Source organism: Rhodococcus sp. 114MFTsu3.1, from assembly GCF_000383555.1.
Lineage (GTDB): Bacteria > Actinomycetota > Actinomycetes > Mycobacteriales > Mycobacteriaceae > Rhodococcoides > Rhodococcoides fascians_E.
Map to the genome: position 1 here is coordinate 228,348 of NZ_KB911551.1, position 18,391 is coordinate 246,738.

An 18,391-nucleotide genomic window follows, 5' to 3' on the forward strand; every position below is an offset into this window, starting at 1 on the left:
TCGAGAACTGCCCTTACCGAGTTTCGATCCGTAGAAAGAGCTGAGCAGACGTGCGAGTTCCACAATCCTGGCTGACCGAGGTTCTGCAGCGCACCGCGCCGCAGTGGAAGGTGACCCCCGAAGAACTCGACGAAGGCTTCGTTCGCGTCGGCTTCGAGGTCGAGGAGTTGGAATCGCTGGACAACGTCACCGGTCCACTCGTGGTCGGTCGTGTCTCGTCGATCGAGGAGTTGACGGAGTTCAAGAAGCCGATTCGGTTCTGTCATGTCGACGTCGGCGCCGAGGAACTGCAGGAAATCGTCTGCGGTGCACGGAACTTCGCCGAAGGCGACCTTATCGTCGCAGCCCTGCCGGGAAGTGTGCTGCCCGGAGGATTCGCGATCGCGGCCCGTAAGACGTACGGCAAGACGTCCAACGGCATGATCTGTTCGACGGCGGAACTCGGGTTGGGGCGTGACTCGTCGGGAATCCTGGTGTTGCCGGAAGGCACCGCAGCTCCCGGTGACGACGCCAAGGCCGTGCTGGGGCTCGACGACGCGGTGATCGAGTTGAACGTGACACCCGACCGCGGATACGCCTTCTCCGTCCGAGGGCTGGCTCGGGAGCTCGCGAGCAGCTTCGATCTGGAGTTCGCGGATCCAGCAGCTGGGCCGGTACAGAACAACGAGGCCGATACGTGGCCCACTACGGTCGAGGCCGATTCCGGGGCGACCCGATTCGCGCTGCGCAAGGTCAGCGGCATCGATCCGAACGCGACGACTCCGTGGTGGTTGCAGCGCAGGCTGCTGCTGGCGGGCATCAGGCCGATCTCGGCTGCGGTGGACGTCACCAACTACGTGCTGCACGAGTTGGGTCAGCCGCTGCATGCGTTCGACGCGAACAAGCTGAGCGGCGGAATCGTCGTCCGGCGGGCCGAGGCAGGGGAGAAGCTGACCACGCTCGACGACGTGAAGCGCACTCTCGACGCCGAGGACGTCGTGATTGCCGACGATTCAGGTGCGATTTCTCTTGCAGGTGTCATGGGTGGTGCGTCCACAGAGGTCGACGACAATACTGTCGACGTGATTCTCGAGGCAGCGACGTTCGATCCTCTCGCGGTGTTCCGTACGGGTCGCAGGCACAAACTGTCCAGTGAAGCGAGCAAGCGCTTCGAGCGCACTGTCGACTCGGCGCTGCCCGTGGCTGCGTTGGATCGTGCGGCGCAGTTGCTCGTCGAGATCGCCGGAGGTCGCGTCGAGTCGGTGTTGACCGATATCGGGGAGCCGCACACGTTCGACGCCGTTCGTATGGATCTCGATCTACCTGATCGTGTCGCTGGGGTCGCGTACCCGAACGGCACGGCCGCTCGACGTCTGACCCAGATCGGGTGCGATGTCGAGGTCGGTGTCAGCGCGTCGGGCCACGGCGAGCTGGTCGTGACTCCGCCGACGTGGCGTCCGGACCTGCAGCAACCTGCCGATCTCGTCGAGGAGGTCCTGCGTCTGGAGGGGCTGGAGCAGATCCCGTCGGTGCTCCCGACGGCTCCGGCCGGGCGCGGTCTGACGGCCACTCAGAAGCGCAAACGCGCTGTCGGCAAGTCGCTCGCGTTCGCCGGCTTCGTCGAGGTGCTGCCGACGGTCTTCCTGCCGACCGGGGTGTTCGACACGTGGGGACTGCCCGCCGACGATGTTCGTCGCCGGACCACCTCGGTTCTGAACCCGCTGGAAGCGGACCGTCCCGAGCTCGCGACGACGGTGTTGCCCGGCTTGTTGGAGATATTGGCGCGCAACGTCAACCGTGGGCAGCGGGATCTGGCGTTGTTCGGCATCGCTCAGGTCGTTCGCCCCGGTGATCACACGGTTCCGGTCGATGCGCTAGCGGTGCACGCGCGTCCGAGCGACGAGGAGATCGCTCACTTGCGCGGGTCGCTTCCGGACCAGCCTGTGTTCGTCGGTGCTGTGCTGACCGGCCAGCGCGATCCTTCGGGTCCGTGGGGACCGGGGCGCGCAGCCGATGCGTCCGACGCGTTCGCGGCGGCTCGGACGGTCGCGGCGGCCGCCGGTGTGCAGTTGGAGTTCCGTGCGGCGCAGCACCTTCCGTGGCATCCCGGTCGCTGTGCTGAACTACTGGTCGACGGCGTTGTGGTGGGGCATGCGGGTGAGTTGCATCCAGCGGTGCTCGAACGAGCGGACCTGCCGGCGCGCACGTGTGCTGTCGAGTTGAATCTCGATGCTCTCCCGATCGTCGAGTCTCTTCCGGCTCCGATCGTGTCGCCGTTCCCTGCGGTTCTTCAGGATGTCGCCGTGGTCGTCGAGCGATCGGTCCCGTCGGCCGATGTCGAAGCTGCGCTGCGCGCAGGTGCGGGTGACCTTCTCGAGAGCATCAGACTGTTCGACGTGTTCGAAGGTGAGCAGGTCGGTGCGGACCGGAAGTCCTTGGCATTTGCGTTGGTGTTCCGCGGTAGCGACGGAACGTTGACCGAAGCGCAGGCCACCGAGGCGCGCGACGCTGCCGTCGCCGCTGCGAAGAATGCAGTCGGGGCCGAACTGCGAGGCTGAGCGGTGTCGAGTCCGTAGCCTGGTGTCGTACGACTTTCCTACTGCTCAGGAGGAAGTATGACCACGGACGATCGAACCGACGTAGCGGTACTGCGCGAGGTGCTCGCCGCGGTGGGCGGGCGCCCGGCACTTGGACCCGTCCACGCGGCGGCGTCGGCGCTGCTGGCGGAACTGGATACAGCGAACACGGACCCGTCGACGGTTCCGCCCGGTGACATTCCCGACGTGGATGTCCCGCACACGACGAAGCCTCACATCGACCAGCCGTTGGGGGATCCACAGGAATCGAGCCCGCGGTACGACCCGACCGGTCCCGGAGATTCTCCGCTGGGCGGGACTCCGACGGAGATTCCTCGGCCGGGCGTCATCGACGCCGAGCTGGTGGACGACAGCGCTATCGACGGCGCCATCGGCGGGGGCGTGAGTTCTGGTTTCTCCAACCACGATTCGCCGACGGGTTTCACCGATCAGGGTGTCCCGACATGGGACAGTGTTCGAGACAAGGTCGAGAGTCGTTCGACGACGGCGTTGGGTCGCGAGGAGTTGGATCACGGGACGCCTGCGGGTCGCACGCTCGACGAGCAGTGGAACGAGCGTGAGGCTGCGGGTCGGAAGAAGCTGGACGAGATCCGGCGGTCCATGAAGGACGGGTGACCCCGCTCCTGAATGAGCTTGCACGGTGATGCATAATCATCGTATGAACGATCGGAATGGTGCGCCTCTGCGGATTGCCGTCGCGGGCGCCAGTGGATACGCAGGCGGCGAGATTCTGCGACTGTTGCTCGGTCATCCGGGCGTGCAGTCGGGACGTATCGTCATCGGATCTCTCACCGCGGGTGGCAATGCGGGCGCCTCGCTGGGCGAGTTCCACCCGCACCTGCTTCCCCTCGCGGACCGCGTTCTCGGTGAGACCACGCTGTCGGAACTCGAAGGACACGACGTCGTCTTCCTGGGCTTGCCGCACGGCAAGTCCGCGGAGATCGCGCAACAACTTCCTAAGTCCGTCGTGATCATCGACTGTGGCGCAGATTTCCGGTTGTCCGACGCCTCGGCCTGGGAGAAGTACTACAAGTCGCCGCACGCGGGCACGTGGCCGTACGGGTTGCCCGAGCTTCCCGGCCATCGCGAGAAGCTGATCGGAGCTACCCGGATCGCAGTGCCGGGGTGCTATCCGACGGTGTCGAGTCTTGCGCTCGCCCCTGCGGTGGCGGCGGGGATCGTCGAGCCGCGGGTGAACGTGGTGGCTGTCAGCGGCTCGTCGGGTGCGGGCCGTGCCCCCAAGGCGGATCTGCTCGGGTCGGAAGTGATGGGATCGGTTCGGGCGTACGGCGTGGCGGGTGCGCACCGGCACAATCCCGAGATCGTGCAGAACCTGTCGGCGCTGTCGCCGGAGCCGGTGTCCGTGTCGTTCACGCCCGTCCTGGCGCCGATGCCGCGGGGAATTCTGGCCACGTGCACCGCGCGGACCACGGCGACCGAGGCGCAGGCCGTCGAGGTGTACGAGAAGGCTTATGCTGCAGAGCCGTTCGTCCATGTGCTCTCGTCGGGGAGGTTGCCGCAAACGGGCGCGGTGATCGGATCCAACGCGGTGCAGCTCAGTGTGTCGGTGGACGCCGACGCCGGGCTGCTCGTCGTCATCGCTGCCATCGACAATCTGACCAAGGGGACGGCAGGCGCTGCGGTCCAATCCATGAATCTGGCTCTCGGACTGCCCGAGACCGACGGACTTTCGACTGTAGGAGTCGCACCGTGAGCAGTTCTACCGAAGCGGCGGAGCCTCAGGGCAAGCTTGTCCGGAATCAGGGTGTCACTGCGCCCGCCGGATTCAAGGGTGCCGGTATCGCGGCGGGTATCAAAGTCAGTGGCAAGTCCGACCTCGCGCTCGTGTTCAACGAAGGGCCCGACACGGCTGCGGCGGGTGTCTTCACGCGAAACAAGGTGAAGGCTGCCCCGGTGCTGTGGTCCCAGCAGGTGCTGACCGCGGGCAAGCTCCGTGCGGTGATTCTCAATTCCGGTGGGGCCAATGCCTGTACCGGCGCGGGCGGATTCCAGGACACGCACCGGACGGCCGAAGAGGTCGCGTCGGCGTTGAGCAATTGGGGTACCGAGACCGGTGCCGGTGAAGTCGCGGTGTGTTCGACGGGTCTGATCGGCGATCGGTTGCCGATGGACAAGTTGATTGCCGGTGTCACCGACGTGGTGCACGAGTTGGCGGGCGGTATCTCGGGCGGAACGGATGCCGCGTACGCGATCATGACAACCGATACGGTGCCCAAGCAGGCTGCCTTCCATCACGTCGACAAATGGAACGTCGGCGGAATGGCCAAGGGCGCGGGCATGCTTGCTCCTTCCCTGGCGACGATGCTCAGTGTTGTCACCACCGATGCCGTCGCAACGGCCGAGCAGTTGGACACCGCGTTGCGGAACGCGACCCGACTGTCCTACGACCGCCTCGATGTCGACGGGGCCACCTCCACCAACGACACAGTTCTGCTGCTCTCGTCGGGAGCCAGTGGTGTCGCGCCGAGCCAGGACGCACTGAACGCTGCGGTACTGGCGGTGTGCGACGATCTGGCCGATCAGTTGATGGCGGATGCCGAAGGCGTCACGAAGCGGGTGAAGGTCACGGTCTCCGGGGCTGCGTCGGAGGACGATGCTCTGGTCGGTGCGCGCACGGTGGCACGGGACAGCCTGGTCAAGACGGCTCTGTTCGGATCCGATCCCAACTGGGGCCGCGTGCTCGCAGCGATCGGTATCGCGCCGATCGAGCTGGACCCGAACCGTATCACCGTGTCGTTCAACGGAAGTCCGGTCTGCGTCGACGGTGTCGGAGCGCCCGGTGCCCGTGATGTCGATCTGTCCGGTGAGGACATCGAGGTTCGGATCGATCTCGGAATCGGAGACTCCGTCGTCACGATTCGCACGACTGACCTTTCCCACGGGTATGTCGAAGAGAACTCGGCGTACTCGTCGTGACCGAACTCGACCTGACCGCGTCGCAGAAGGCGCATACGCTGGCCGGTGCTTTGCCGTGGCTGCAGAAGTTCAACGACAAGATCGTCGTCGTCAAGTACGGCGGGAACGCGATGATCGACGAGGAACTCAAGCGCGCATTCGCCGAGGACATGGTCTTTCTCCGAACCGTCGGATTGCATCCCGTGGTGGTGCACGGCGGCGGGCCTCAGATCAACGCGATGCTGGCCAGGCTGGGCATGACCGGTGAATTCCGTGGTGGATTCCGCGTCACGACGCCCGAGGTGATGGATATCGTTCGGATGGTTCTGTTCGGCCAGGTCGGACGCGAGCTCGTCGGTCTGATCAACAGTCACGGGCCGTACGCCGTAGGAATCTCCGGTGAGGATGCGCATCTGTTCACGGCGTCCAAGCGTTCGGTGATGGTCGACGGTTCGCCGACCGACATCGGACTCGTCGGCGATGTCACGTCGGTGAATCCCGACGCGGTACTCGATCTCATTGCGGCAGGAAGGATTCCGGTGGTGTCGACCATCGCTCCCGACGCCGAGGGCGTCGTGCACAACATCAACGCGGACACCGCTGCCGCTGCGCTGGCCAAGGCGATCGGCGCGGAGAAGCTCGTCGTGCTCACCGATGTCGAAGGGCTGTACACGAATTGGCCGGATCGGTCGTCGTTGACGTCGGAGATCGACGTGGATTCACTGACTGCTCTGCTGCCCTCGCTCGATGCCGGGATGGTTCCCAAGATGGAGGCGTGCCTGCGAGCGGTTCAGGGTGGTGTGCCGTCTGCACACGTCATCGACGGTAGGGTTCCGCATTCGGTACTGGTGGAACTGTTCACAGGCGAGGGCATCGGCACGATGGTGTCGGCGCCGGAACTATCAGGGGAGCATTCATGACCGAGCACACCACGACCCTCGACCTCCAGTCCCGGTGGTCGAATTCCTTGATGGACAACTACGGTGTGCCGCGCGTTGCTCTGGTGCGCGGTGAGGGCGCTGTGGTGACCGACGCCGACGGCAAGCAGTACCTCGACCTGCTCGCCGGCATCGCCGTCAACATTCTCGGCCATGCGCATCCCGCTGTGGTCGACGCGGTCACGACCCAGCTGTCGACGCTCGGGCACACCTCGAACCTGTATGCGACCGAGCCGGGTATCGCGCTCGCCGAGCAGTTGCTGTCCCATCTGGGTGCGAGCGTGCACGGACGAGTGTTCCTGTGCAATTCCGGTACCGAGGCCAACGAAGCTGCGTTCAAGATTGCGCGATTGACCGGTCGGCCCAAGATCATTGCCGCGGAGAAGGCGTTTCACGGGCGAACGATGGGTGCGCTCGCCTTGACGGGTCAGCCGGACAAGCGCGTGCCGTTCGAGCCGATGCCCGCCGGCGTGGAGCACGTGCCGTACGGAGATGTCGCCGCACTGGAGGCCGCGGTGGATTCGGACACTGCGGCAGTCTTCCTGGAACCGATCATGGGCGAGGGCGGTGTCGTGGTGCCGCCGGAAGGCTATCTGCTCGCCGCACGGGAGATCACGGCGCGGCACGGAGCACTGCTGATCCTCGACGAGGTGCAGACGGGCATCGGGCGGACCGGATGGTTCTACGCGCATCAGGCCGTCGGCATCGTCCCCGATGTCATCACGCTGGCGAAGGGGCTCGGCGGGGGACTGCCGATCGGTGCGTGCATCGGAATCGGCGAGGCAGCCGCGCTGCTCCATCCGGGCAAGCACGGTACGACCTTCGGTGGAAATCCGGTGTGCGCATCGGCCGCGCTTGCCGTGCTTCGGACTCTCGCCGAGGACGACCTGGTGTCCCACGCCGACAGGCTGGGAAAGGTGATCACGCATTCCATCGAGGAGTTGCACCACCCGCTGATCGATCACGTCCGCGGATCCGGTCTTCTGCTGGGTGTGGTGCTGACCAAGGCTGTCGCAGCCAAAGCCGAAGCAGCTGCTCGTGATGCAGGCTTCCTGATCAATGCCGCCCAGCCCGACGTTCTGCGCTTGGCCCCGCCACTGGTCCTCACCGAGGAACAGGCGGCGTCGTTCGTCGCGGCATTGCCCACAATTCTCGACACTGCCGACGAAACGGATTGACATGGCACTGAAGAACTTTCTCAAGGATGATGATCTCTCGCCGCAGGAGCAGGCCGAGGTGTTGGCGCTCGCAGCAGAGCTCAAGCGCGCACCGTTCTCCAAGCGGCCGTTGGAGGGACCGCAGGGCGTCGGCGTCATCTTCGAGAAGAACTCCACCCGCACCCGCTTCTCGTTCGAGATCGGAATCGCGCAGCTCGGTGGTCATGCTGTGGTCGTCGACGGGCAGAGCACTCAGCTCGGACGTGAGGAGACGCTGCAGGACACCGGGCGTGTGCTGTCGCGTTACGTGGAGGCAGTCGTCTGGCGCACGTTCGGGCAGAAACGACTCGAGCAGATGGCCACCGGAGCGACGGTGCCGATCGTGAATGCGCTGTCCAACGAGTTCCATCCGTGCCAGGTTCTCGCCGATCTGCAGACTCTGGCCGAGCGGAAGGGCGAGTTGAAGGGACTCGAACTCGCGTATTTCGGTGACGGTGCCAACAACATGGCGCATTCGCTGTTGCTGGGTGGTGTCACCGCGGGTATCGACGTGACCATCGCTGCGCCTCGTGAATTCGCGCCGCTGCCCGCCGTGGTCGAGGCGTCTCGTGCGCGCGCCGAGATCACCGGCGCACGTATCACGCTCACCGAGGACCCGTACGAAGCCGCGGAGGGGGCCGACGCCCTCGTCACCGACACGTGGACGTCGATGGGTCAGGAGAACGACGGTCTCGACCGCGTCGCCCCGTTCAGGCCGTACCGGATCGACGCCGAGCTGCTGTCCAAAGCCAAGTCCGATGCCGTTGTGCTGCACTGTCTTCCCGCGCATCGCGGCGAGGAGATCACCGACGAGGTGCTCGACGGCCCGCAGAGCGTGGTGTGGGACGAGGCCGAGAACCGTCTGCACGCACAGAAGGCGCTGCTGGTCTGGTTGCTCGAGCAGGCACGACGACCGTGAGCGAGGACGTGTCGTCGGTTCCGTTGACTGCTTCGACTCGGGCGGGGAGGCAGGCGCGGATCGTTGCGCTGCTGTCGAACCACCAGGTCCGCAGTCAGCCGGAACTGGCGACGCTGTTGGCGTCGGAGGGCATCGATGTCACCCAGGCGACGCTGTCGAGGGATCTCGACGAGTTGGGTGCCGTCAAGCTGCGTGCGGCCGACGGTGGCGTCGGGGTGTACGTGGTGCCCGAGGACGGTAATCCGGTGCGCGGGGTTTCAGGGGGGACCGACAGGTTGACCCGGCTGCTCGGTGAGCTGCTCGTGTCGACCGATTCGAGCGGCAATCAGGCCGTACTGCGGACCCCACCCGGGGCTGCGGGATACCTGGCGAGCGCGCTCGACCGGGCGTCGCTGCGAGAGATCGTCGGGACCGTCGCCGGAGACGACACGATCTTCGTGATCGCGCGAGAACCGATCACCGGCAGCGAACTTGCGGACAAGATCGAGAAATTGGCCCGACGTGCCGAATGATCCGAACGATGTGGAAAGCAGAACTGTGAGCGAACAGCACGGAACCAACGAAGGATCGCTGTGGGGCGGACGGTTTGCGTCCGGTCCGGCCGAGGCGATGGCGGCACTGAGCAAGTCGACGCACTTCGACTGGGTGTTGGCCCCGTACGACATTCGGGCGTCGATGGCACATGCACGCGTGTTGAACGGTGCGGGATTGTTGACGGCGGCGGACCTCGAGACGATGCTCGACGGTTTGTCTCGGTTGGCCGAGGACGTCGCTTCCGGTGAGTTCGCTGCCGCGGAGTCCGACGAAGATGTCCACGGAGCGCTCGAGCGGGGATTGATCGACAGGGTCGGTCCCGAGGTCGGAGGGAGGCTTCGGGCCGGACGCTCGCGCAACGACCAGGTGGCGACTCTGTTCAGGATGTGGCTGCGCGACGCTGTCCGGCGGGTCTCGGCAGGGGTCCTCGACGTCGTCGACGCGTTGGCCACGCAGGCTGCTGCGCACCCGGCTGCGGTCATGCCGGGCAAGACGCATTCGCAGGCCGCGCAACCGGTGCTGCTGGCCCACCATCTCCTGGCGCACACCCATCCTCTGTTGCGTGACGTCCAGAGGTTCCAGGATTTCGATCGCCGAGCCGCGGTGTCGCCGTACGGTTCGGGGGCCTTGGCGGGCTCGTCGCTTGGTCTGAGCCCGGAGAAGATCGCAGCCGAGTTGGGTTTCGATTCGTCGGCCGAGAATTCGATAGACGCGACCTCGTCACGTGACTTCGCGGCGGAAGCGTCGTTCGTGCTCGCGATGACCGCGGTCGATCTGTCGCGTCTCGCGGAGGAAATCGTGTCGTGGAGTACCCCGGAGTACGGCTACGTGACGCTCGCCGACGCGTGGTCGACGGGCAGCTCGATCATGCCGCAGAAGAAGAACCCCGACGTCGCGGAATTGACGCGCGGAAAGACGGGTCGGCTCATCGGTAATCTCACCGGCCTGTTGGCGACTCTGAAGGCACAGCCGTTGGCTTACAACCGGGATCTGCAGGAGGACAAGGAGCCGGTCTTCGATTCGGTGGCGCAGCTCGAGCTGTTGCTGCCCGCTCTCGCCGGATTGGTCGGGACGCTGGAGTTCCATGTGGATCGGTTGGCCGAGCTCGCGCCCGCAGGCTTCACGTTGGCGACGGATATCGCCGAGTGGATGGTGAGGCAGGGTGTTCCGTTCCGGGTGGCGCACGAGGCGGCCGGGGCGTGCGTTCGTGTTGCGGAGGGGCGCGGCGTCGGGTTGGAGGAGTTGACGGACGAGGAGTTGTCGTCGATCGATCCGTCGTTGACGCCGGCGGTTCGCGAGGTCCTGACCGTCGAGGGTTCCATTTCGTCGCGAGATTCTCGGGGCGGCACGGCTGCTGTGCAGGTGGCGAGCCAGCTCGGTGGTGTGCGGTCGACTGCGGAGAAGGCTCGCGCGTGGCTCGCCGACGGAATTCCTGCTCGCTGACAGAGAAATAAATCAGGCGCGCCGGATTCGAAGGGGTTCGGTATGAGAAGCTTCTGACGGGTCGGTGAGTGGCCGGTTCGAGCGGGGACAAGCGTCGAACGCAGGAGTGTGTTGTGGTGGGACTGAACGCAGACGCGATCCGCGGGCCGTTGCGGCGTGCGGTGGCGACTGCACAGAACGGCCTCGAAGTGATCCGTCTCGGCGGTCTGGAGACCGAGGTCGATCCGTCGCCGTTCAAGGTCGTCGATCGTGAGCCGATGTACCGGCTCCGTCGGTATTTCGCCGACGACGCCGACGAGGGTTCGAAGCCTCCGGTCGTGCTGGTGCCGCCGATGATGGTGTCGGCCGATGTGTACGACGTGACGACCGAGAACGGCGCTGCCGGCATTCTTCACGACATGGGCCTCGATCCGTGGGTGGTGGACTTCGGTTCGCCCGACACGGAGGAAGGCGGGTGGAGCCGGACTCTGGCGGATCATGTTGTCGCGATCAGCGAGGTGGTGGACAAGGTCCACACGATCACCGGCCGCGACGTCCACCTCGGCGGGTACTCGCAAGGCGGGATGTTCTGTTACCAGGCTGCGGCGTATCGGAGTGGCCGAAATCTGGCGAGTATCATCACGTTCGGGGCGCCGGTGGACACGTTGGCGGCGTTGCCGCTGGGTATTCCGGCCGGTGTGGCGACCAAGGGTGCCGAGTTTCTGGCGGATCACGTGTTCACTCGGATGGACGTCTCCGGGTGGATGGCACGGACCGGGTTCCAATTGTTGGATCCGGCGAAGACGGTGCGGTCTCGACTCGACTTCCTCCGGCAGCTGCACGACCGTGATGCGTTGTTGCCTCGCGAGCCGCAGAGGCGTTTTCTGGCGATGGACGGCTGGGTTGCGTGGTCCGGCCCGGCTGTGGCCGAGTTGTTGAAGCAGTTCGTGGTGCACAACCGCATGATGACGGGTGGATTCGTCATCAAGGATCGGTTGCTGACGCTGTCCGAGTTGTCGGTTCCGGTTCTCGCGTTCGTAGGCGAGGTCGACGACATCGGCCAGCCGTTGGCGGTGCGCGGCATCAAGCGTGCGGCGCCACGTGCGGAGATCTTCGAAAGCACTTTGCGTGCCGGTCACTTCGGGTTGGTGGTCGGCACCACCGCCGCGGCGCAGACGTGGCCGACAACGGGCGAGTGGATACGGTGGCGGGAAGGGCTGGGGGAGCAGCCATCCGGCGTGCACGAGATGGCGTACGACGAACATCCCGATTCCGAAAGCGGTGTGTCGGTCAGCAATCGAATCATTCATACGGCCGCGTCCATCGCGGAGGTGGGTGTCGGAGTAGGCCGCGGGCTCGCGGCAGCGGCGACGGGAGCGGTGAGAGGTACCCGCGAGATGTCGTCGGAGGCTGTGCGCACTTTGCCACGACTGGCGCGTCTCGGTCAGATGCAGGCGCATTCGACGGTGTCGTTGGGCAGGCTCATCGCTGATCAGGGACGTCGGTCGCCGTCGGGTGAGTGCTTCCTGTTCGACGATCGAGTCCACACGTACGAGGCCGTCAACGTCCGCATCGACAACGTCGTGAAGGGCCTTGTAGTCTCCGGCATCCGGCCGTCGGCGCGCATCGGTGTGCTCATGGAGACCCGTCCTAGCGCGCTGGCGGCCGTGGCCGCGTTGTCCAGAATCGGCGCAGTAGCAGTTCTGCTTCCTCCGGGCGGCAACCTCGAGAGCGCCCTGAGGGCGGTGGACGTCGACACCGTCGTCACCGACCCGGAGAACTTGAAGTCTGCGACGACCGTCGCCGCCAACGTTCTCGTTCTGGGTGGCGGTGACGCTCGTCAGCTGGACGTACCGACCGGGGCGGACGTCACCGACCTCGAAGCCGTCGATCCGGATTCGGTGCGGTTGCCTGCGTGGTTCGAGCCCAATCCGGGCCGCGCGAGGGAACTTGCGATGGTGCTGTTCACGGCAACGGATCGGGGCCTCGAGCCTCGCTACATCACCAACCACAGATGGGCGCTGTCGGCGTACGGAACCGCCACCGCGGCCGGGCTGAGTTCCGGAGACACGGTGTACTGCCTTGCTCCTCTTCATCATTCGGCGGGATTGTTGGTGAGTGTCGGTGGTGCGCTCGCCGGCGGGTCGCGTATTGCCCTGTCGCGGGGTCTCGACCCGGTTCGGTTCTCCGGTGAGGTTTCTCGCTATGGCGTGACCGTCATCAGCTACACCTGGGCGATGATGCAGAGCATCCTCGACGACGATCATCTCGATGTCGACCTCCGGCATGCGGTCCGTTTGTTCATCGGATCGGGAATGCCTGTCGGGCTGTGGAAACGAACGATGGAGCGGTTCTCGCCCGCTCGTGTTCTCGAGTTCTATGCCTCCACCGAGAACGACATCATCCTGGCCAACGTGGGTGGTTCGAAGATCGGATCGAAGGGCCGCCCGTTGCCAGGAAGTGCACGGGTGGCTCTGGCTGCCTACGACCCCATCACAGGGAGGTTGGAGGAGGACGACAACGGTTTCGTTCGGCTGTGCAAGGACGGCGAGGTCGGTTTGCTCCTCGGGCGTCCGAGCAACGAGGGCGAGGTCACAAGTCCTTTGATGCGGGGCGTGTTCGAGCCCGGTGATTCGTGGATTCCCACCGAGAACCTGTTTCGACGGGATTCCGACGGAGATTTCTGGCTGGTGGACCGCAAGGACACCGTCGTGAAGACACCTCGCGGGCCGGTGTTCACCCAACCCATCATCGATGCGTTCGGGGAGATTCCGCAGGTTCGATCCGTCGTCGTGTACGGAGTGGACATCGGTGGCAGTGCCGATTCGTCCCGGCGACTCGACCATGCCGACGAGGTCGCGATCTGCGGCATCTCGGTGCGGAAGGACAGCACGGTGCCGGGTAAGGCGATCACCGACGCCATGGGCGTGCTGCTGCCGAGCCAGCGTCCGGACATCGTTCATCTCGTCGATGCGATTCCGCTGGGGCGGGCGTATCGGCCACGGGAAACCGAACTACGAAAGTCTCGTATCCCAACGCCGAGTGCTCGGACCTGGTATTACGACGAGGAATCCAGTACCTACAAGCGGTTGACCAAAGCGATTGCCGCGCAACGCTTCGGCACCGACAGTGTGGCCGACGTCGGAACGGACTGAGCTCTGCTACGTGCGGTGGGTAAGGTTTCGGACGATCCCCGTGCGAAGCGGTGACAGACGAAAGTGAGAAATCGGTGGCAATCGATCAGACACTGCTGAGCATCCTCGCGTGCCCTGTCGACAAGGGCCCGCTGTTGCTGGTGGAGGACGAGCTGCTCTACAACCCGCGGCTGCGTCGGGCATATCCGATCGAGAACGGTATCCCGGTCCTGCTCGTCGACGACGCGAGGGATGTGGACGACGCCGAGCACGAGTCGATTCTGGCTCGCGCTCGATCCTGATCGTCAGGGGACGAAGTCGGGCAGTTCACCGGCGAGATAGTGCTGCAACGTCGGTGCTGTCAGCGCCACCACGCGGTGCGCGGGCATCGAGGCGAGCGGTTCGATGCTCAGGATGTGGCGGGTGAGCAGTAGACCGGACATCTGGGAGGCAACGAGCGCGACTCGCAGAGGGCCGGACCCGACGGGTTCGTCGACTCTGTGTGCGATGTCGTCGAGCACGACGTGCATCAGAAAGGTCTTGATCAGGCCTACGTCGGCGCCTGCGATCAGTGAACGAAACGTGGCGACGACGGCCTGGCCGTTCTCGGAGTCCCAGACGGCAAGAATCGCAGTGAGTAGCGCCTCACCGAGCCGATCGGTGTCGGCGGCCAGGACTGGACGAAGTACTACCGTCGGATCGGTCGGCAGGGCGATCGACGCTACGAAGAGGTCTCGCTTGGTCCCGAAGTAGTGGTGCACGAGGGCGGAGTCGACGCCGGCGTCCGCGGCGATCGATCGGATCGAAGTCTTGTCGAAACCTGTAGCGGCGAAACGTGTTCGAGCGACTCTCAGTATCTCGTCGCGCGTGTCCGGTCGGCCCGGTCGTCGTCCCGTCCGTGCTCTGCCGGTCATGGTGTCCGCCGCCGCAGAGTTGCTGCTGCAGCGCACAACGCGGCGACCGTGAAGGCCAGAACGACGGCGACATCGGTGAAGAATCGCCCGGTGACGCTCGGGGCGGTAGAGATCTGGCTCAGCGCGTCGACTGCGTAACTGAGCGGCATGACGTTGCTGACGGCGTGCAGCCAGTCCGGCATCTGATTTCGGGGGACGAGTAGTCCGCACAGGAAAAGTTGCGGCACGACCACGACAGGCATGAACTGCACGGCCTGGAATTCGGTGCGAGCGAACGCGCTGCACAGCAGTCCGATCGCGACACCGAGAACGGCGCCGAGCACCGCGATCAGGAGCACCCAGGCAGGCGACCCTTCGGTGGAGAGTCCGAGCGCCCCGAACACGACAGCACAGGCCAGAAGCGACTGAAGTATCGCAGCCAACGAGAAAGCCGAGGCGTATCCGGCCAGCAGATCCAGCTTGGACATCGGTGTCGTGAGCAGTCGTTCCAGTGTCCCGGAGCTGCGTTCGCGCTGCATGGCGATCGAGGTGATCAGAAACATCACCACGAACGGCAGTATTCCGAGCATGCTGACGGCGACGCGATCGAACAGCGGGGGAGCGCCCGGTGCCGTGGGAAAATCCTGGTAGAGGAAGTACAGCAGAACCATGAGCAGGGACGGGACGAGAAGGATCATCGCGACGGTTCGGTGATCGGCTCGGAGCTGACGCAGAATCCGGGTGGTCCCGGCTGCGTAGATGTGCAGGTTCATCGGACACCGCTTTCCGTGGTGCGAATGAGGGTCAGGAACGCGTGTTCGAGGCTCGATTCGCCCGTGCGGTGCAACAGCTCCCGGGGCGCGAGTTGTGCAAGTACCGAACCGTCGCGCATCAGGACCAGCTCGGAGCAGTGCTCGGCTTCTTCCATGACGTGGCTGGATACCAGCAGCGTCGCGCCGGAGTGGACGATGTCCTCGAATCGTGACCACAGTTCGGCTCGCAGCACGGGATCGAGCCCGACGGTGGGTTCGTCCAACACGAGTAGTTCGGGCTCGGCGACGAGCGCGCTGGCCAAGGACACGCGGCCGAGTTGCCCACCGGACAGATTTCCCGCCGGCGACGACGCATGCTCACCCAGACCCACGGAATCGATCGCAGACGAGACCGAACGGGGATCGCGTCCGTACAGCGCGGCGAAGTAGGCCACGTTGTCGCGGACCGAGAGGTCGCGGTAGACACTCGGGGCCTGGGTCACGTAGCCGACTTTGCGGCGCAGTGCTCTCGAGCCTGCCGGTTTACCCAGCACGGTGACCGTTCCCGACTCGACCACCTGGGTACCGACGATCGCTCTCATGAGTGTTGTCTTGCCGCATCCGGACGGGCCGAGCAGGCCGGTGATGTGGCCGGCGGGGATGGACATGGTCACCGCGTCGAGAACTGTGCGTTTGCCCCGCCGGACGACGAGGTTCTCGACGATGACCGCCGGATCGGGTGCGATCGTCATGGTGTCCTCCATAATTCATCGGCTGATGAAATCACTGTGTGATGAATTCAAGACCTTCCGAGTGGTCGACGTCAAGGGCTCCAAGCGCCAGGGAAAGATCAGCTGTGTGAACGCAGAGGATCTGAACTGCCATCCCGTCGAGGCCGCGCGGAACCTGCTCGGCGTCGAACTTCGAGTGGAGAACGTGCGCGTGCGAGTCGTCGAAGTCGAGGCGTACGGCGGACCCGAAGGGGGACCCTGGCCGGATCCCGCTGCTCACTCCTATCGCGGCCCGACTCCGCGTAACCGCGTGATGTTCGGTTCGGCGGGACGGTTGTACGTCTATTCGAGCTACGGCATGCACCTGTGCATGAACGTCACCTGCGGTCCCGACGGTGAAGCCGCCGCAGTGTTGCTGCGAGCCGCCGAGCTGGTGGATGGTGAGGAAGCAGTACGGCGCCGGAGAGGCGACCGAGTTGCTTCCAGGAAGCTGGTCAGTGGGCCGGGTAACTTGGGGCAGGCCATCGGCGCCCAGCTCTCGGACAACGGAATGGACCTGTTCGACGGATCGTCGCGGATCGTTCTCGCCGCTGGGCGGGCCGGTCGTCCGACCGACGTGGCCGAAGGCCCGAGGGTGGGAGTCAGCAAGGCTGCCGACAGACCGTGGAGGTTCTGGATCCCGCGCTCCGACGCGGTGTCGGCGTATCGCCGGAGCCCGCGGGCCCCGGCGTCCTGACGGAGCCCGACGAGGGCGAGGTTCCTGTTCGACGTCGGATGCGGAAAGATCGGAGGCGTGAGCGAGAACATCATCGACGAATTGACCTGGCGCGGATTGATCGCGCAGTCCACCGACGTGGACGAACTGAAGAAGGCGACGTCCGACGGGCCGATCACTCTTTATGCGGGCTTCGACCCGACCGGTCCCAGCCTTCACGCAGGGCACCTCGTTCCGCTGTTGGCGCTCAAGCGTTTTCAACGTGCAGGTCACCGGCCGATTGTCCTGGCAGGCGGTGCCACCGGACTGATCGGCGACCCTCGCGACGTGGGGGAGCGGGTCATGAACTCGACCGACACCGTCCGGGACTGGGCCGACCGTATCCGCGGCCAGCTCGAGCGATTCGTCGAGTTCGACGACGGAGCTACGGGTGCGATCGTCGAGAACAACTTGAACTGGACCGGTCCGCTGTCGGCGATCGATTTCCTTCGTGACGTCGGCAAGCATTTCTCGGTGAACGTGATGCTTGCGCGGGACACGGTGAAAACGCGTCTCGAGGCCGACGGAATGTCCTACACCGAGTTCAGCTACATGCTTCTTCAGGCGAACGACTACGTCCAACTTCGTCGCACGCACGGGTGCACGCTCCAGATCGGCGGTTCGGATCAGTGGGGCAACATCATCGCCGGCGTCGAGCTCAACCGACGCAAGGACGGTGAGTCGGTCCACGCACTGACGGTGCCCCTGGTCACGTCGGCGGACGGAAAGAAGTTCGGAAAGTCGACCGGTGGCGGAAGCCTGTGGCTCGACCCGGAAATGACCAGCCCGTACGCCTGGTACCAGTACTTCGTGAACACCGGCGATGCCGATGTCGTCAAGTACCTCCGTTGGTTCACTTTCCTCGATCAGGCCGAACTCGACCATCTCGACGAAGCGACGCGTGAACGTCCGCATGCGCGGGAGGCTCAGAAGCGTCTGGCAGCCGAGATGACGACATTGGTGCACGGAGAGGCCAACACACGTGCAGTCGAGCTGGCCAGCCAAGCACTGTTCGGCCGCGCCGAACTTGCCGATCTCGACGAGTCGACGTTGGCAGCCGCGCTCGGTGAGACACCGGTAGCCGACCTCGCGCCGGGGGAACCGTCGACGATCGTCGACTTGCTTGTCGCAACCGGTCTCTCCGAGAGCAAGGGCGCAGCACGTCGCGCAGTGAAGGAGGGCGGTGCCTCGGTCAACAACCAGAAAATCGCCGACGAGGAGTGGACGCCGTCACCCGACGATCTGCTGCACGGCCGTTGGTTGGTCGTACGTCGGGGAAAGCGGAACTTCGCAGGTGTGCGCGTAGCCTCCTAGCACTACGGCGCCGAGGTGGTGCGAGTCACACAGGTGTGATTCGAGCGTGTGGTGGGTAGATAACACTCTTTACGCGTCACCACCTCGGCGTTTGTCGTTCGGATTCTCGGCGACCTGGGGATTTGACGCGCAGTTTCCCGTGCCGTAACTTTTGTCGAGTCAGAGCGACACGGACACCGACTCCAGCCGAGAGGCCGGAGACAACGAGGTTGTACGGTAGCTTTTGATTGGTTTGTCCCCCAAGAGTCGGAGCTTGCATCCGAGACCAAGCTGGGATAGGCTGGAACAGTTGCCCTTGATGCTGGCAGGCGT

General features: G+C 64.8%; 16 protein-coding genes. 13 read left to right on the forward strand and 3 right to left on the reverse strand.

What is annotated here, in order from left to right; genetic code table 11:
- Nucleotides 1-50 precede the first annotated feature (50 nt).
- From pheT to H292_RS0116105, 11 genes are all read left to right on the forward strand, one after another.
- Nucleotides 51-2,537 carry a phenylalanine--tRNA ligase subunit beta gene (gene pheT / locus H292_RS0116055; protein ID WP_020112049.1) on the forward strand — a complete coding sequence of 829 codons (2,487 nt, stop codon included), beginning with the start codon at nucleotides 51-53 and terminating at the stop codon, nucleotides 2,535-2,537.
- A 57-nt stretch (nucleotides 2,538-2,594) separates the two neighbouring features.
- Nucleotides 2,595-3,191: a hypothetical protein gene (locus H292_RS0116060; protein ID WP_020112050.1), complete on the forward strand. Its 597-nt coding sequence runs from the start codon at nucleotides 2,595-2,597 to the stop codon at nucleotides 3,189-3,191.
- A gap of 43 nt (nucleotides 3,192-3,234) precedes the next feature.
- On the forward strand, nucleotides 3,235-4,290 hold the full coding sequence (argC, locus tag H292_RS0116065; RefSeq protein ID WP_020112051.1) for an N-acetyl-gamma-glutamyl-phosphate reductase: 1,056 nt from the start codon (nucleotides 3,235-3,237) through the stop codon (nucleotides 4,288-4,290).
- Nucleotides 4,287-5,513, forward strand: a complete 1,227-nt coding sequence (argJ, locus tag H292_RS0116070) for a bifunctional glutamate N-acetyltransferase/amino-acid acetyltransferase ArgJ (RefSeq protein WP_020112052.1) — start codon at nucleotides 4,287-4,289, stop codon at nucleotides 5,511-5,513. Before argC ends, argJ begins: the two co-directional genes overlap by 4 nt.
- Nucleotides 5,510-6,412 (forward strand): acetylglutamate kinase, encoded by a 903-nt coding sequence (argB, locus tag H292_RS0116075; protein WP_020112053.1) that lies wholly within the window; start codon nucleotides 5,510-5,512, stop codon nucleotides 6,410-6,412. Before argJ ends, argB begins: the two co-directional genes overlap by 4 nt.
- Nucleotides 6,409-7,608: an acetylornithine transaminase gene (locus H292_RS0116080; protein ID WP_020112054.1), complete on the forward strand. Its 1,200-nt coding sequence runs from the start codon at nucleotides 6,409-6,411 to the stop codon at nucleotides 7,606-7,608. Before argB ends, H292_RS0116080 begins: the two co-directional genes overlap by 4 nt.
- Before the next feature lies 1 nt (nucleotide 7,609).
- Nucleotides 7,610-8,545: an ornithine carbamoyltransferase gene (gene argF, locus H292_RS0116085; protein WP_019665799.1), complete on the forward strand. Its 936-nt coding sequence runs from the start codon at nucleotides 7,610-7,612 to the stop codon at nucleotides 8,543-8,545.
- Nucleotides 8,542-9,057 (forward strand): arginine repressor, encoded by a 516-nt coding sequence (locus H292_RS0116090; protein WP_019665798.1) that lies wholly within the window; start codon nucleotides 8,542-8,544, stop codon nucleotides 9,055-9,057. Before argF ends, H292_RS0116090 begins: the two co-directional genes overlap by 4 nt.
- Before the next feature lie 25 nt (nucleotides 9,058-9,082).
- Nucleotides 9,083-10,522 carry an argininosuccinate lyase gene (gene argH / locus H292_RS0116095; protein WP_027498866.1) on the forward strand — a complete coding sequence of 480 codons (1,440 nt, stop codon included), beginning with the start codon at nucleotides 9,083-9,085 and terminating at the stop codon, nucleotides 10,520-10,522.
- Nucleotides 10,523-10,635: 113 nt separating this feature from the next.
- A complete protein-coding gene (locus H292_RS0116100; protein ID WP_020112056.1) occupies nucleotides 10,636-13,656 on the forward strand; it encodes an AMP-binding protein in 3,021 nt (1,006 codons plus the stop codon).
- A gap of 74 nt (nucleotides 13,657-13,730) precedes the next feature.
- Nucleotides 13,731-13,937: a Trm112 family protein gene (locus H292_RS0116105; protein ID WP_026347891.1), complete on the forward strand. Its 207-nt coding sequence runs from the start codon at nucleotides 13,731-13,733 to the stop codon at nucleotides 13,935-13,937.
- 3 nt (nucleotides 13,938-13,940) lie between these two features.
- On the opposite strand, the gene H292_RS0116110 is transcribed toward H292_RS0116105, so the two are convergent.
- From H292_RS0116110 to H292_RS0116120, 3 genes are read right to left on the reverse strand one after another with little or no spacing between them, the layout of a single operon-like run.
- Nucleotides 13,941-14,549 (reverse strand): TetR/AcrR family transcriptional regulator, encoded by a 609-nt coding sequence (locus H292_RS0116110; protein WP_027498867.1) that lies wholly within the window; start codon nucleotides 14,547-14,549, stop codon nucleotides 13,941-13,943.
- A complete protein-coding gene (locus tag H292_RS0116115; protein WP_019665793.1) occupies nucleotides 14,546-15,301 on the reverse strand; it encodes an ABC transporter permease in 756 nt (251 codons plus the stop codon). The genes H292_RS0116110 and H292_RS0116115 overlap by 4 nt, the downstream gene beginning before the upstream one ends.
- On the reverse strand, nucleotides 15,298-16,044 hold the full coding sequence (locus H292_RS0116120) for an ABC transporter ATP-binding protein (RefSeq protein WP_020112058.1): 747 nt from the start codon (nucleotides 16,042-16,044) through the stop codon (nucleotides 15,298-15,300). The genes H292_RS0116115 and H292_RS0116120 overlap by 4 nt, the downstream gene beginning before the upstream one ends.
- Before the next feature lie 13 nt (nucleotides 16,045-16,057).
- Between H292_RS0116120 and H292_RS0116125 the strand changes: the two genes are divergently transcribed.
- Together H292_RS0116125 and tyrS are read left to right on the forward strand one after the other, a co-directional pair.
- A complete protein-coding gene (locus H292_RS0116125) occupies nucleotides 16,058-16,747 on the forward strand; it encodes a DNA-3-methyladenine glycosylase (RefSeq protein WP_019665791.1) in 690 nt (229 codons plus the stop codon).
- Nucleotides 16,748-16,804: 57 nt separating this feature from the next.
- Nucleotides 16,805-18,079 carry a tyrosine--tRNA ligase gene (tyrS, locus tag H292_RS0116130; protein WP_020112059.1) on the forward strand — a complete coding sequence of 425 codons (1,275 nt, stop codon included), beginning with the start codon at nucleotides 16,805-16,807 and terminating at the stop codon, nucleotides 18,077-18,079.
- Nucleotides 18,080-18,391 lie beyond the last annotated feature (312 nt).